This is a genomic window from Ruegeria sp. BC1 (genome assembly GCF_056539305.1).
Genome location: NZ_JBQFUT010000004.1, coordinates 334,430 through 348,513, shown reverse-complemented (window position 1 = coordinate 348,513; position 14,084 = coordinate 334,430). Strand labels below are relative to the sequence as shown.

Annotated in this window: 13 protein-coding genes; 8 read left to right on the top strand and 5 right to left on the bottom strand. The window is 55.9% G+C overall.

The window, feature by feature from the left end:
• Window positions 1-25: 25 nt before the first annotated feature.
• The 6 genes from rho to ACR0IY_RS11745 are packed head-to-tail and all read left to right on the top strand — an operon-like array spanning window position 26 to window position 6,819.
• A complete protein-coding gene (rho, locus tag ACR0IY_RS11770) occupies window positions 26-1,297 on the top strand; it encodes a transcription termination factor Rho (protein WP_480673434.1) in 1,272 nt (423 codons plus the stop codon).
• 30 nt (window positions 1,298-1,327) lie between these two features.
• Window positions 1,328-2,614: a tRNA uridine-5-carboxymethylaminomethyl(34) synthesis GTPase MnmE gene (mnmE, locus tag ACR0IY_RS11765; protein ID WP_480673432.1), complete on the top strand. Its 1,287-nt coding sequence runs from the start codon at window positions 1,328-1,330 to the stop codon at window positions 2,612-2,614.
• A 12-nt stretch (window positions 2,615-2,626) separates the two neighbouring features.
• Window positions 2,627-4,495, top strand: coding sequence for a tRNA uridine-5-carboxymethylaminomethyl(34) synthesis enzyme MnmG (gene mnmG, locus ACR0IY_RS11760; protein WP_480673430.1), 1,869 nt, complete (start codon window positions 2,627-2,629; stop codon window positions 4,493-4,495).
• Window positions 4,492-5,106, top strand: a complete 615-nt coding sequence (gene rsmG, locus ACR0IY_RS11755) for a 16S rRNA (guanine(527)-N(7))-methyltransferase RsmG (protein WP_480673428.1) — start codon at window positions 4,492-4,494, stop codon at window positions 5,104-5,106. The genes mnmG and rsmG overlap by 4 nt, the downstream gene beginning before the upstream one ends.
• Window positions 5,099-5,902 (top strand): ParA family protein, encoded by an 804-nt coding sequence (locus tag ACR0IY_RS11750; protein WP_480673426.1) that lies wholly within the window; start codon window positions 5,099-5,101, stop codon window positions 5,900-5,902. Before rsmG ends, ACR0IY_RS11750 begins: the two co-directional genes overlap by 8 nt.
• Window positions 5,903-5,922: 20 nt before the next feature.
• Window positions 5,923-6,819, top strand: coding sequence for a ParB/RepB/Spo0J family partition protein (locus ACR0IY_RS11745; protein ID WP_480673424.1), 897 nt, complete (start codon window positions 5,923-5,925; stop codon window positions 6,817-6,819).
• Here the strand turns inward: ACR0IY_RS11745 and ACR0IY_RS11740 are convergent.
• Genes ACR0IY_RS11740 through rph form a run of 4 tightly spaced genes read right to left on the bottom strand, consistent with a single transcriptional unit; the run spans window position 6,809 to window position 9,634 of the window.
• Entirely contained in the window at window positions 6,809-7,162 is a 354-nt protein-coding gene (locus ACR0IY_RS11740; protein ID WP_480673537.1) for a YbaN family protein, read from the bottom strand. The genes ACR0IY_RS11745 and ACR0IY_RS11740 overlap by 11 nt on opposite strands.
• Window positions 7,163-7,165: 3 nt before the next feature.
• Complete coding sequence (gene hemW / locus ACR0IY_RS11735; RefSeq protein WP_480673421.1) at window positions 7,166-8,320, bottom strand: radical SAM family heme chaperone HemW; 1,155 nt, start codon at window positions 8,318-8,320, stop codon at window positions 7,166-7,168.
• On the bottom strand, window positions 8,310-8,924 hold the full coding sequence (gene rdgB / locus ACR0IY_RS11730) for an RdgB/HAM1 family non-canonical purine NTP pyrophosphatase (protein WP_480673419.1): 615 nt from the start codon (window positions 8,922-8,924) through the stop codon (window positions 8,310-8,312). Before rdgB ends, hemW begins: the two co-directional genes overlap by 11 nt.
• A complete protein-coding gene (rph, locus tag ACR0IY_RS11725) occupies window positions 8,921-9,634 on the bottom strand; it encodes a ribonuclease PH (protein ID WP_480673417.1) in 714 nt (237 codons plus the stop codon). Before rph ends, rdgB begins: the two co-directional genes overlap by 4 nt.
• Before the next feature lie 112 nt (window positions 9,635-9,746).
• Between rph and hrcA the strand changes: the two genes are divergently transcribed.
• Both hrcA and ACR0IY_RS11715 read left to right on the top strand, forming a co-directional pair.
• Entirely contained in the window at window positions 9,747-10,811 is a 1,065-nt protein-coding gene (gene hrcA / locus ACR0IY_RS11720; RefSeq protein WP_480673415.1) for a heat-inducible transcriptional repressor HrcA, read from the top strand.
• Between the two features lie 10 nt (window positions 10,812-10,821).
• Entirely contained in the window at window positions 10,822-11,385 is a 564-nt protein-coding gene (locus ACR0IY_RS11715; protein WP_480673413.1) for a nucleotide exchange factor GrpE, read from the top strand.
• Window positions 11,386-11,416: 31 nt separating this feature from the next.
• On the opposite strand, the gene mutS is transcribed toward ACR0IY_RS11715, so the two are convergent.
• Entirely contained in the window at window positions 11,417-14,032 is a 2,616-nt protein-coding gene (mutS, locus tag ACR0IY_RS11710; protein ID WP_480673536.1) for a DNA mismatch repair protein MutS, read from the bottom strand.
• Window positions 14,033-14,084 lie beyond the last annotated feature (52 nt).

The following is a 14,084-nucleotide window of genomic DNA, read 5'->3' as shown; positions in this document are numbered from 1 at the left end:
ACATGCGGCCAAGGTTCGTATCATCATGTCTACTGAAACCCTGAATCTGGCCGACCTGAAGGCCAAAAGCCCCAAAGACCTTCTGGCAATGGCCGAAGAGCTGGAGATCGAAAACGCCTCGACCATGCGTAAGGGCGAGATGATGTTCCAGATTCTGCGTGAACGCGCGGATGAGGGCTGGACCGTTGGCGGCGATGGCGTGCTTGAGGTGCTGCAGGATGGTTTCGGATTCCTGCGCTCGCCCGAGGCAAACTACCTGCCGGGTCCGGATGACATCTATGTCTCACCAGACATGATCCGCCAGCACTCGCTGCGGACAGGGGACACGGTTGAAGGTGAGATCAAGGCGCCAGATGAAAATGAGCGGTACTTCGCGCTGGTCAAGGTCACCAAGATCAACTTTGAAGAGCCCGAGAAAGCCAAGCATAAGATCCTGTTCGACAACCTGACCCCGCTTTACCCAGATGAGCGTCTGAAGATGGAGATCGAAGATCCTACCATCAAAGACAAATCGGCCCGCGTGATTGATCTGGTAGCCCCCATTGGTAAGGGCCAACGATCGCTGATCGTGGCGCCGCCGCGGACCGGTAAGACGGTGATCCTGCAAAACATCGCGCATTCGATCGAACAAAACCATCCGGAATGCTACCTGATCGTCCTGCTGATCGACGAACGCCCGGAAGAGGTGACCGATATGCAGCGTTCGGTGAAGGGGGAGGTTGTATCCTCAACCTTTGACGAACCGGCAACGCGCCACGTGGCTGTGTCGGAAATGGTGATCGAAAAAGCCAAGCGTTTGGTCGAGCATAAACGAGATGTTGTTATTCTTCTGGACTCAATCACAAGGCTTGGTAGAGCGTTTAACACTGTGGTGCCATCCTCGGGTAAAGTTCTGACCGGTGGTGTGGACGCCAATGCCCTACAACGGCCCAAGCGGTTCTTTGGTGCAGCGCGGAACATTGAAGAGGGTGGTTCGCTGACCATCATCGCAACTGCGTTGATCGATACCGGCAGCCGTATGGACGAGGTGATCTTTGAAGAATTCAAAGGCACCGGTAACTCGGAAATCGTTCTGGATCGCAAGATCGCTGACAAACGCGTGTTCCCGGCCATCGACATCCTCAAATCTGGCACCCGGAAAGAGGACCTGCTGGTCGATAAGGGCGATCTGGCCAAGACCTTCGTCCTGCGCCGTATCCTCAACCCGATGGGCACCACCGACGCGATTGAGTTCCTGCTGTCCAAGTTGAAGCAGACCAAGACAAACGGTGAGTTCTTCGACTCGATGAACACCTGATACAGGTCTTAACCCACGCGAGGCCTTCGAATGGATACGATATTCGCCTTGGCCAGCGCGCAAGGCAAAGCCGGGGTGGCGGTCATTCGCTTGTCCGGCCCCCGTGCGCACGCGGCAGCGGCTGATCTAACCGGGAGCACGTTACCCCCGCGCGGCATGCGGGTGCAGTCTCTGCATGCGCCTGATGGATCGCCGTTGGACGATGGGGTGGTTCTGACCTTTCAAGGCCCGGCCAGTTTCACCGGTGAAGATGTCACCGAATTGCAAATCCACGGCAGCACCGCTTCGGTGAATGCAGTCATGCAATGTCTGTCCGAAATGTCCGATCTACGCTTGGCGGAACCCGGAGAGTTTACCCGCCGGGCTTTGGAAAACGGAAAGATGGACCTGACGCAGGTTGAAGGCCTGGCCGATCTGATCGATGCTGAAACCGAGGCACAGCGTAAACAGGCCCAGACCATTTTGGCCGGAGAATTGGGTGTATTGGCTGAACGCTGGCGTCACGACCTGATCCGCGCTGCATCCTTGCTGGAAGCGGTCATTGATTTCGCGGATGAAGAGGTGCCTACCGATGTCACGCCGGAAGTACGCATTTTGATCACCGGCGTCATGCAAGACCTTCAACGGGAAGCCGAGGGCGTGAAAATTGCTGAACGCATCAGGTCCGGATTCGAAGTGGCGATTGTCGGTCTTCCGAATGCTGGCAAATCAACATTGCTGAACGCACTGGCTGGCCGGGACGCGGCTATCACCTCGGAGTATGCCGGAACGACTCGCGATGTGATCGAAGTCCGCATGGACCTCGAAGGGTTGCCGGTTACATTATTGGACACTGCCGGGTTGCGGGAAACCGAGGATTTTGTTGAAAATCTGGGGATCGAGTTGGCTCGGAAACGTGCTGAAGCTGCAGATCTGCGTGTTTTTCTAACCGAAGATCCAACGGAACTTGGGGTTCCAATGTTGGAGGGGGACATACAGGTTTTACCAAAATCTGATCTTCGTGGTGAAGGTGAAGATGGCGTTTCGGGTAAAACCGGGCAAGGGATTGATCGCTTAATATCCCACATATCGCGTACCTTAAGTGATCGAACCACCAGTCATGGTATAGCAACGCGCGAACGCCACCGGGTGGCTCTAAAGAATGCCGGAGCTGCCCTGAGTTCGGCGATCACGGTTCTGGAATCAGGGCCGGACTTGTATGATATCGCATCGGAAGAATTGCGAACGGCGGTTCGTGCTCTCGAGACACTGGTTGGCAGAATTGGGGTCGAGGACCTGTTGGACGAAATATTCTCCAGTTTCTGCTTGGGTAAGTAAGGAGTGTTTCACGTGAAACATTCAGAATTTGACGTTGTTGTAATCGGAGCTGGCCATGCCGGCACCGAAGCTGCCCATGCTGCAGCACGTATGGGTGCCAATACAGCGTTGGTAACTTTGTCGGAATCCGACATCGGCGTAATGTCTTGCAACCCAGCCATCGGTGGGTTGGGAAAAGGACATCTGGTGCGCGAGATCGACGCGCTTGACGGTGTTATGGGCCGGGTTGCTGATCAGGCAGGGATTCAGTTCCGTCTTTTGAACCGCCGCAAAGGTCCGGCTGTGCAAGGCCCCAGAACCCAAGCTGATCGAGCATTGTACCGCGACGCCATGCAGAAAGAGACTCAGGCCCAACCCAATCTATCGGTTGTCATTGGGGAGGTGGTCGACTTTCTAATGGATGGCCAGCGGGTAAAGGGTATTAAGCTGGCCGATGACTCTGAAATCCACGCAGACGCCGTTATTCTAACATCCGGAACGTTTCTGCGGGGAATTATTCATATTGGAGACGTTTCTCGCCCAGGTGGGCGGATGGGAGACCGGCCATCTGTCAAACTTGCGGAACGACTCGAGAGTTTCCAACTGCCATTGGGTCGATTGAAAACCGGCACTCCACCCAGATTGGATGGGCGTACCATAGACTGGTCGGACCTAGAACAGCAGCACGGAGATGAAGACCCCACGCTGTTTTCATTTCTTTCGACATCCGCCGTTGCGCCGCAAATTTCCTGTGGAATAACGCATACAAATGCCCGCACGCATGAGATCATAGAGAAGAATCTTTCAAGATCAGCCATGTACGGAGGACATATTGATGGAATTGGCCCACGATACTGTCCTTCAATCGAAGACAAGATTGTCCGCTTTGCCGACAAAGATTCACATCAGATTTTCCTAGAGCCCGAAGGGGTAAACGACCACACGATATATCCTAACGGAATTTCCACCTCCTTACCGCAGGACGTGCAGGTCGACTATGTTCGGTCAATCAAAGGTCTTGAGAAGGCAGAGATTCTGCAACCGGGCTATGCGATCGAATATGATTATATCGATCCCCGTGTTTTGACATCATCACTGGCTCTTCCAGAGGCTCCGGGCCTATATCTTGCGGGCCAGATCAATGGAACAACAGGATATGAGGAAGCTGCAGCGCAAGGCCTTGTTGCTGGACTGAATGCGGCTCTTGCTGTTTTCGGACGGGATCCTGTCCATTTTACACGGGCGGATAGTTATATTGGTGTAATGATTGATGATCTGACGACGCGTGGTGTTGCTGAACCTTATAGGATGTTCACCTCTCGTGCAGAATTTCGTTTGTCTTTGCGAGCGGACAATGCTGATCAGCGATTGACTCCGTTGGGTATTCAACTGGGCTGCGTTGGTAGTATGCGCGAAACCCATTTCAGTGAAAAAATGAACAAACTGACCAACGCAAAGAAAAGCCTCACTGAACGCACCTATACGCCAAAGGAAGTTCGCGCGGTTGGGATAAATGTAAATCAGGATGGAAACCGCAGGGATGGAATGGCTCTTTTGGCGTTTCCGGATGTTGCGTTCAATGATCTTCTGCCTCTCATTCCCGATCTGAATAGCGTTGAGCAGGATATCCGGCGTCAGGTTGAGCGCGATGCGCTGTATGCGAACTATATTGCGCGCCAGAATAAAGACGTCGAGGCTATGAAACGCGACGAATCTTATGAAATTCCGATAGATTTTGACTATTTTTCACTAGAAGGTCTGTCGTCAGAGATGAAGCAGAAACTCTCAAAGGCGCGCCCGTTAAATATTGCTCAGGCTGGCCGGGTAGAAGGGGTTACGCCTGCCGCATTGACGTTGTTGCTGGCCAAACTGAGGCGAGAGCAAAAGGTACGTAAAGCATGAACCTTGAAGATTTCAATGGCCTGAATGTTTCACGTGAAACATTTTCGCGATTGGAAACATATGTAGAATTGGTTCAGCGCTGGAACCCTCGGATCAACTTGGTGTCGAAAAAAAGTCTGAAAGACATTTGGGTCAGGCATATTCTCGATTCTGTCCAAGTCTATCGATGCGCAAAACCCTTTGAACACTGGATTGATTTGGGAAGCGGTGGAGGCTTTCCAGGTATGGTTTGTGCGATCATGGCGGTCGAGGACGCGCCTGACGCCTTATTTACATTGGTGGAAAGCGACCAGCGCAAGTCAGCCTTCTTGAGAAATGTCGCCCGGGAATGCGGTGCAAACTGTAAGATAATATCCAAGCGGATCGAAAATGTTGACCCGTTGGAGGCAGATATACTGTCAGCGCGTGCTCTGGCAGATTTGAATACGCTAATGTCTTTTTGTAACAGGCATTTAGGCAAAGAGGGTATCGCTCTGTTGCCGAAAGGCGCAAGCTGGAAAAAAGAACTGGAAGAGGCACAGCAGGAATGGAATTTCGACAGCGAGCCGATTACAAGTTTAACTGAACCCCAAGCTGTTATCCTAAGGATCAAAGGAGTATCGCGTGGCTGATCTTTCTCGTCCCTCTGGGCCCCGGATAATTGCGGTTGCCAATCAAAAAGGTGGGGTAGGGAAAACGACAACGGCCATAAATCTGGCTGCGGGTATGGCTGAAGCCGGGTGTCGCGTTCTGGTCGTTGATCTTGATCCCCAGGGAAATGCGTCAACAGGCCTGGGTGTCGAGGACAGGGATTGGACGACGTACGACCTGATCCTGGACGAAGCGCCGCTTGAGGCGGTGGTGCAGGATACAGAAATTGACGGTCTTCTTGTGGTCCCGGCGACAGTCGATCTGAGTTCTGCTGATATTGAGCTGATATCCAACGAAAAACGCAGCTATCTTTTGCACGATGCTTTACGACAGCCAGCAATTGACAAGTTCAAGCTGGATTTTGTTCTGATTGACTGCCCTCCGTCGCTTAATCTTTTGACCGTAAACGCTATGGTGGCGGCTCATTCCGTATTGGTTCCACTGCAAAGTGAGTTCTTTGCTTTGGAAGGATTGTCGCAACTAATGTTGACGATCAGAGAAGTTCGCCAAACCGCAAATCCGGACCTGAGAATCGAAGGTGTTGTGTTGACCATGTATGACAACCGCAACAACTTGTCCCGTCAGGTTGAAAAAGATGCGCGTGACAATCTGGGTGGGATGGTTTTTAAAACTAAAATACCCAGAAATGTGCGGGTCAGCGAAGCACCATCATATGCTTTACCGGTTCTGCAATATGACTCGGGGTCGTTGGGGGCGATGGCATATCGTCATTTGGCGCGTGAAGTCATTCATAAGAATAAAAATATTGCCGCTTGAGCGGCAGTGAGGAGGGCTCAGTGGTAGCCAAAAAATCAAAACCCAGAGGTTTGGGCCGGGGCCTGTCAGCTCTGATGGCTGATGTAACGCAAGAAGCTGAAGGTTTTGCACCGTCAGAGCCACGACGCCCGGACCTGAAAGTTCCGATCGAAAAATTGCGGGCGAATCCAAACCAACCGCGTCGCACGTTTGCACCCGAGCAACTGGATGAACTGGCGGCCTCGGTCAAAGAAAAGGGTATCATTCAACCGCTTATTGTCCGTGAAATCGGCGGTGGAGATTATGAAATCGTCGCCGGTGAACGCCGTTGGCGCGCGGCGCAGATGGCTCAGCTGCACGATATTCCGGTGATCGTACGTCAGTTCGACGACACTGAGGTTCTGGAAGTCGCTATTATCGAGAACATTCAGCGCGCGGATTTGAATGCTGTGGAAGAAGCTGCCGGTTACAAACAGCTCATGGATCGTTTCGGACATACTCAGGAAAAGCTGGCCGAAGCGCTTGGGAAAAGCCGTAGCCACATTGCCAACCTGCTGCGTTTGCTGTCTCTGCCCCTGGATGTTCAGACGCTGGTGATCGAAGGGAAGCTGTCAGCAGGTCATGCGCGGGCTTTGATTACAGCCGAAAACCCATCAGAGTTGGCGAAAATCGTCGTTCGGGATGGATTGTCTGTGCGTGCGACCGAAGCATTGGTCAAGAAACAACAGGCTGATCCGGCGAAACCTGCCGCTCCGCGTTCCAGAAACCTGAATGCGGGTAAGGATGCGGATACGCGGGCGCTGGAGAAGGACCTTTCGGCGATTCTGGCGATGAAAGTCGCAATTAATCACAAAGCGGGCACGGAAACAGGTCAGGTGGTGCTGACCTATGAAAACCTGGACCAGCTGGACGATCTCTGCGCCAAGCTCAGCCGTTAGGCCTTGACCAGATAAAGGTCAACACGGCGCCCAATACAACGGCCTGAATGATCAAAACATGCATCGGAACCGACATCAGGACGGATAACCCAAAGACAGCGGCAATGGACAATGTTGCCGCTTTTTTTGCGCCCGGCCGAATTGCGCCCGAGCTTTGCCAATCCAATATCAGGGGGCCAAAGGTCCGGTGCGTGATCAGCCAGTTGTGTAACCGTGAAGATGATCTGGCAAAGAAAAAGGCAGCCAACAGAAGGAATGGCACCGTCGGCAACAGGGGCAGGGCAACGCCAACCGCCGCAAGCCCGACGCAGATCAACCCGAGTGCGCTCCAGACATATTGCATCATCTATCCCAACAATTCTCGGATCACAGCGTTCAGGACGGCACGACCATCCCGGGTGGCCTTCAATTGGCCATCTGTCTGATCTATCATACCTAATTCGATTAGGTCATTCAGCGTGTTTTGCGGTAGAGGTTTGTCGGACAAAGCGGTGTATCTGTCTATATGTAGTCCTTCAGTAATCCTGAGACCCATCATGAGGTATTCATTCGCCTGATCCTGGTTGGACAGTTCGGTGCGATCTTTCTCTCCATTGCCGCTGTCGGCAGAGGTGAGCCAAGCGTTCGGCGATAGATAGGTTTCGGTCGCCATTTTCCGTCCGTCAACGGTTATGCGCCCGTGAGCCCCGGGTCCGATACCGACATAATCGCCATATCGCCAATAGATCAGATTATGCTGCGATTCCGATCCGGGCCGGGCGTGGTTGGACACCTCATAGGCGGGCAGGCCGTGGGCTTCGCATATTTCTTGCGTCGCTAGATACATATCTGCGGCACTGTCGTCTTCGGGCAGACCGCGCAGCTTCCCTATAGCATAGCGGTCGCCAAAGGCGGTGCCTTCTTCAATCGTCAATTGATAAAGAGACAGGTGGTCGACGGCCATGGACAATGCTTCGGTCAATTCCTTACGCCACGCATCAAGGGTTTGATGCTGACGGGCATAGATCAGGTCAAAACTGACTCTATCAAAGACATTTCGGGCAATATCAAAAGCGCCGCGCGCCTCGGCGACGGTATGGATTCGCCCCAAGCGGCGAAGATCTTCGTCGTTCAGGGCTTGAACACCCATCGAAATCCGGTTCACGCCCGCGTCGCGATACGCTGCAAACCGGCCCGCCTCGACTGAGCCTGGATTAGCTTCAAGCGTGATTTCCATGTCATTGGCAGGGCGCCACAAGGCACGGGCCTCGTCTATGACGGCGGCGACTGTTTCAGGTGCCATCAAGGATGGGGTGCCGCCGCCGAAAAAGATCGTGTTCAGCACTCGATCCGGGGTTTCGTTAGCAACGCGGTAAAGTTCGCTCAGATAGGCATTAAGCCATTGTTTTTGATCGATGTTTTTTGAAACATGGCTGTTGAAATCGCAATAGGGGCATTTGGCCTCGCAAAAAGGCCAATGCACGTACAGGCCAAAGCCCCCGTTGCGCCAATCATCCGCCAAAGCAGCCTTTCACGAACATTTCAACCGCGCGGCCGCGATGGCTGATCTTGTTCTTTTCCCAGCGATCCATCTCGGCAAAGGTAATGTCGTGCCCGTCGGGGACAAACATCGGATCATATCCGAACCCGTCCTTACCACGGATCGGCCAGACCAGATGGCCAGGCGCGATGCCTTCGAACACTTCGTCGTGGCCGTCGGGCCAGGCCAGAACCAGCGTGCAACGAAACTGCGCGGTCCGTGGATGGGCGGCGCTCTTTGCCTCGAGCGCATCATGCGCGCGGGTCATGGCCATCAGGAAATCGCGGCCATCGCCGGTTTCGGCCCAGTCGGCGGTGTAGACGCCGGGCGCGCCGTCCAGCGCGTCGATGGTGATGCCGGAATCGTCCGATAGGGCAGGCAGGCCAGTGGCCTTTGCTGCGGCATGAGCTTTGATCCGGGCGTTGCCGACAAACGTATCCTCGGTTTCTTCCGGTTCCGGCAAGTTCATTTCGCCTGCGCCGACAACTGTCACGCCAAAAGGCTCAAGGAGATGCGCCATCTCCTCGAGTTTGCCTTTGTTGTGCGTGGCCACCAGCAGCCTGTCGCCGTCGAACCTGCGGGTCATGCGGTGGCGGCCTTTTGCGCGGCCACCAGCTCGCCTGTGCCTTTTTCCGCCAGATCCAGCAGCTGGTTCATCTGATCGCGGCTAAAGACAGAGCCTTCGGCGCTCATCTGCACTTCGATCAGCTTGCCCGAGCCGGTCATGATGAAGTTGCCGTCAACACCGGCTTCGCTGTCTTCGGGGTAGTCCAGATCCAGCACCGGCTGGCCTGCGTAGATACCGCAGGACACGGCGGCAACCGGATCGATCAGCGGGTCAGAGATCACGTCGCCGGCCTTCATCAGTTTGTTGATCGCCAGACGTAGCGCAACCCAACCGCCGGTGATCGCGGCACAGCGAGTGCCGCCGTCGGCCTGGATCACATCGCAGTCGACGGTGATCTGACGTTCCCCAAGCGCAACCCGATCCACACCGGCGCGCAGGGCGCGGCCGATCAAGCGTTGGATTTCAACGGTACGACCACCTTGTTTTCCGCTTGCGGCCTCGCGCCGCATCCGAGTGTTGGTGGCACGGGGCAGCATGCCGTATTCAGCCGTGACCCAGCCCAGCCCCGACCCCTTGATGAAGGGCGGCACGCGATCTTCTATCGTGGCGGTGCACAACACATGGGTGTCGCCCATCTTGATCAGGCAGGAACCTTCGGCATGTTTGGTGAACCCCGTTTCGATTGAAACGGCGCGCATTTCGCTTAAATCTCGTCCAGAGGGTCGCATGGAAAATCCTTTGTTTGCTGGGTTGGGGATAACGCCCCGCGGCGTTACGATGCAACCCCGATTGACCTTTCATTTACCTGCGATTTAATGGCGGTCGAGCAGGGGATGGCCGATGAGCGAAGCAAGAAAAATTCTGGACGAGATGAACGACCGGTCGCGCGAAGTGTTCCGGCTGATCGTTGAAAGCTATCTGGACAGTGGCGAACCGGTCGGAAGCCGCACCCTGACGCGTACCTTGTCCGAGAAAGTCAGTGCTGCAACCGTGCGCAATGTGATGCAGGATCTGGAGTTTCTGGGCCTGCTCGACAGCCCCCATGTCAGCGCAGGGCGGATTCCGACGCAGCAGGGGTTGCGGATGTTCGTGGACGGGTTGCTTGAGGTTGGCGATCTGGGTGCGGATGATCGGCAGAAACTGGACGAGACTTTAGGCTCTAACGCAGGCGATGTCGGGGGAATGCTGGACCGCGTGGGGTCGGCCTTGTCACACGTGACACATGGTGCGTCGCTGGTTCTGACCCCCAAGCATGAATCCGAGATCAAGCACATCGAGTTTGTCTCGCTGGCCCATGATCGGGCATTGGTGGTTCTGGTCTTTGCGGATGGGCACGTGGAAAATCGCCTGTTCACGCCACCGCCCGGACAAACGCCCAGTTCCATGCGCGAGGCGGCGAACTTCCTGAATGCTTTGATCGAAGGCCGGACGCTGAGCGAAGTGCGCCGCCAGATGCAGATTCAGATCGACGCGCGCAAGCAAGAGATTGATGTTCTGGCGCGTGAGATGGTCGAAAGCGGCATGGCTGCCTGGGACAGTGAAGGGGGCGACTCGGCCAGATTGATCGTGCGCGGGCGGGCGAATCTGTTGAGCGAACCGGGTCAGGCCGAAGAACTTGACCGAATCCGCACCCTGTTCGACGATCTTGAACGTAAGCGGGATATCGCGGAATTTCTGGAATTGACCGAAGAAGGTGACGGTGTGCGCATTTTTATCGGGTCTGAGAACAAACTTTTCTCACTTTCGGGTTCCTCTTTGGTGGTGTCTCCATATATGAACGCTGATCGAAAGATAATCGGTGCGGTCGGGGTCATCGGGCCCACGCGTCTGAATTATGGACGGATCGTGCCGATCGTGGATTATACGGCGCAACTGGTCGGTAAGCTGATATCCGACCGGAGCTAGAGGGTAAGAGATGGCAGAGCCCAAGAACGAAGATTTTCTGGACGATATCGCAACCGCCGAGGCGGAAGAACTGGCCGAGGAATTTGCGGAGATTGCTGAAGAAGCACTGGAGCTGGACGAGCTGCGTGCTGAGCGCGATGACTACAAGGACAAGTTCATGCGTGCGCTGGCGGATGCTGAAAACGCGCGCAAGCGTGGCGACAAGGCCCGTCGCGATGCGGAACAGTATGGCGGATCGAAGCTGGCCCGTGACATGCTGCCGGTCTACGACAACATGAAACGCGCGCTTGAGGCCGCGACCGATGAGCAGAAAGAAGTTGCCGCCGGTCTGCTGGAAGGTGTTGAACTGACCATGCGCGCGCTGAAGGACGTGTTCCAGAAGCACGGGATTCAGGTGATCACGCCCGAGGTTGGTGATCGGTTTGATCCGAACATCCACGAAGCGATGTTCGAAGCGCCCGTTCCGGGTACCCGTGCCGGTGACATCATTCAAGTCTCGGCCGAAGGCTTCATGCTGCATGATCGCCTGCTGCGCCCGGCGCAGGTTGGCGTGTCGTCGACGCCTGCAAGCTAAGCAGTTTAAAATCCGAACAATATTGAGGCGGTCAGGTTCTGGCCGCCTCTTTCAGTTTGTAGATCAGGTCCAGCGCCTCGCGCGGGGTTAGCTCATCCGGTAGGATGCCATCCAGCATATCCGTGACAGGTGAGGCTTTGGGCGCCGGGGGCGGAGGCGGTGGCGCGGCCGAGAACAGAGGCAGATCGTCGATCAGAGCCTTTTGCTTGCCACCTTCGCGCTCGGTTTTCTCCAGCTGGTCCAGAACCACGCGGGCGCGCTCAACCACCGAAGCAGGCAAACCGGCAAGTTGCGCGACCTGAACGCCATAGGACCGGTCGGCAGCGCCCTTATGGACCTCGTGCAGGAAGATCACCTCGCCTTCCCATTCCTTGACGGCGACGGTGGCGTTGTCGACACCTTCCAGATTGCCGGCCAGTGCGGTCAATTCGTGGTAGTGGGTGGCGAACAGCGCGCGGCATTTGTTGGCGGCGTGCAGGTGTTCCAGCGTGGCCCAGGCGATGGAGAGGCCGTCATATGTGGCCGTACCCCGCCCGATTTCGTCCAGGATGACAAGCGCGTGGTCGTCGGCCTGGTTCAGGATCGCTGCGGTTTCCACCATTTCGACCATGAAGGTCGAGCGGCCCCGCGCCAGATCGTCCGAGGCGCCGACGCGGCTGAACAACTGGCTTACCACGCCGATATGTGCCCGTTCGGCAGGGACGTAGCTGCCCATCTGGGCCAGCAAAGCGATCAGTGCGTTCTGGCGCAGGAATGTCGATTTACCTGCCATGTTGGGGCCGGTGAGCAGCCAGATGGCCGCGCCTTGATCGGCGCTGAGATCGCAGTCATTGGCAATGAATGCCTCACCGCCTTGTTGTCGCAGCGCGTGTTCGACGACCGGATGACGCCCCCCTTGAACGGCAAAAGTACGAGATGTGTCGACCTGTGGTCGGCACCAGTTCTCACCACGCGCCAGATCAGACAAGGCCGTGGTCAGATCCAGCTCAGCCAGCCCTCGGGCGGTTTGGTTCAGTTGAGCGGCTTTGGCGAGAATTTCGTCAGAAAGCCTTTGATAGAGCCTTTTTTCGATCTCCAAAGCCAGATTGCCTGCGTTCAATATGCGAGTCTCGATCTCGGACAGTTCCACAGTGGTGAACCGCACCTGATTGGCAGTGGTCTGGCGGTGGATATAGGTCTCGGAATAAGGCGGGTTCAACATCTTTTCGGCATGGGTTGCCGTAGTTTCGATGAAATACCCCAGCACGTTGTTGTGCTTGATCTTCAGCGATGTGATACCGGTGTGTTCCGCGTATTTCTGTTGAAACCCGGCGATGACCGAGCGGCCTTCGTCGCGCAGCGTGCGGGCTTCGTCAAGCTCTTCGTCAATACCGGGAGCAATGAAGCCACCATCGCGCGCCAACAATGGGGGGTCGGCTACTAACGCGTTGTCCAAAAGATTCAGAAGATCGTCGAAACCGATCAAATTCTGCACAGCCGTTGCCAGCAAAACCGGCAGGTCTTGACCAGCGCAAATTTCGGCAATCGCTGCGGCCTGCGTCAGCCCATTGCGGATGGCGGCCAGATCGCGGGGGCCTCCACGGTCCAGTGACAGGCGTGACAGCGCGCGGTCCAGATCGGGAGATTTGCGCAGCGCCTCACGCAGATCCTGGGCGATCAGGGTGTCTTGGGTCGCGAAACTGACTGCGTCCAGCCGGGATTGGATCACATCCAAATTACGCGATGGGCTGGACAGCCGTTGTTCCAATAGCCGTGCGCCGCCGGGGGTGACGGTGCGATCCACCACCGAAAGCAGCGATCCGGCGCGGCCACCGGACAGGGATCGGGTCAGTTCCAGATTGCGGCGAGTGGCGGCGTCGATCTGAACCACGCGGTCTTCGGATTCTTTCAGAGGGGTCTGCAACAGGGGCAGCTTGCCCTTTTGCGTAATCTCAAGATAGTCGATCAGTGCCCCCATCGCTGAGATTTCAGCGCGGCCAAAACTGCCGAACGCGTCCAGGGCACCCACGTGAAACAATCCGCAGATGCGCTTTTCCGCCGCAGTGCTGTCAAAACTGGCGCGTCCGATGGGGGTCAGAGAAATACCCAGATCGCGAACCGGTTCATACAAAGCATCGCCCGACCCGTCCGCTACGATGAGTTCCGCAGGGGCCAACCGTGCCAGCTCGGGGCTTAGGCGCACCGGGGTTATAGGCATCACGTGAAACGCGCCGGTTGAAATATCGGCCCATGCCAATGCGGCCTCGTCCCGAACCTCGGAATAAGCGGCCAGAAAGTTGTGGCGGCGGGCCTCAAGCAGGGCGTCCTCGGTCAGCGTGCCAGGGGTGACTAGGCGCACAACATCGCGTTTTACGACCGATTTAGAGCCTCTTTTCTTCGCTTCGGCCGGGCTTTCCATCTGTTCACAGACAGCCACGCGAAAGCCTTTGCGTATCAGCGTCAGCAGATATCCTTCGGCAGAATGCACCGGCACACCGCACATCGGAATGTCGGTTCCGTTATGTTTTCCACGTTTTGTCAGGGCGATATCCAGCGCCTCAGCGGCGTTGACGGCGTCCTCAAAGAACATCTCGTAGAAATCGCCCATGCGGTAGAACAGCAGGGCTTCGGCATGGGCCTCTTTGATTTCGAGATATTGCGCCATCATCGGCGTGACTGTGGACAAGGCGGCCCCCTTCTGGCGTGTTCCGGGCGCGACC

Bases quoted from the DNA above. Each gene is read 5' to 3' on its own strand.
- rsmG (WP_480673428.1), top strand. From the start codon at position 4,492: ATGAACCTTGAAGATTTCAATGGCCTGAATGTTTCACGTGAAACATTT.
- rph (WP_480673417.1), bottom strand. From the start codon at position 9,634: ATGCGACCCTCTGGACGAGATTTAAGCGAAATGCGCGCCGTTTCAATC.
- hrcA (WP_480673415.1), top strand. From the start codon at position 9,747: ATGAGCGAAGCAAGAAAAATTCTGGACGAGATGAACGACCGGTCGCGC.
- rdgB (WP_480673419.1), bottom strand. From the start codon at position 8,924: ATGACCCGCAGGTTCGACGGCGACAGGCTGCTGGTGGCCACGCACAAC.
- ACR0IY_RS11740 (WP_480673537.1), bottom strand. From the start codon at position 7,162: ATGCAATATGTCTGGAGCGCACTCGGGTTGATCTGCGTCGGGCTTGCG.
- rho (WP_480673434.1), top strand. From the start codon at position 26: ATGTCTACTGAAACCCTGAATCTGGCCGACCTGAAGGCCAAAAGCCCC.
- mnmE (WP_480673432.1), top strand. From the start codon at position 1,328: ATGGATACGATATTCGCCTTGGCCAGCGCGCAAGGCAAAGCCGGGGTG.
- ACR0IY_RS11715 (WP_480673413.1), top strand. From the start codon at position 10,822: ATGGCAGAGCCCAAGAACGAAGATTTTCTGGACGATATCGCAACCGCC.
- mutS (WP_480673536.1), bottom strand. From the start codon at position 14,032: ATGATGGCGCAATATCTCGAAATCAAAGAGGCCCATGCCGAAGCCCTG.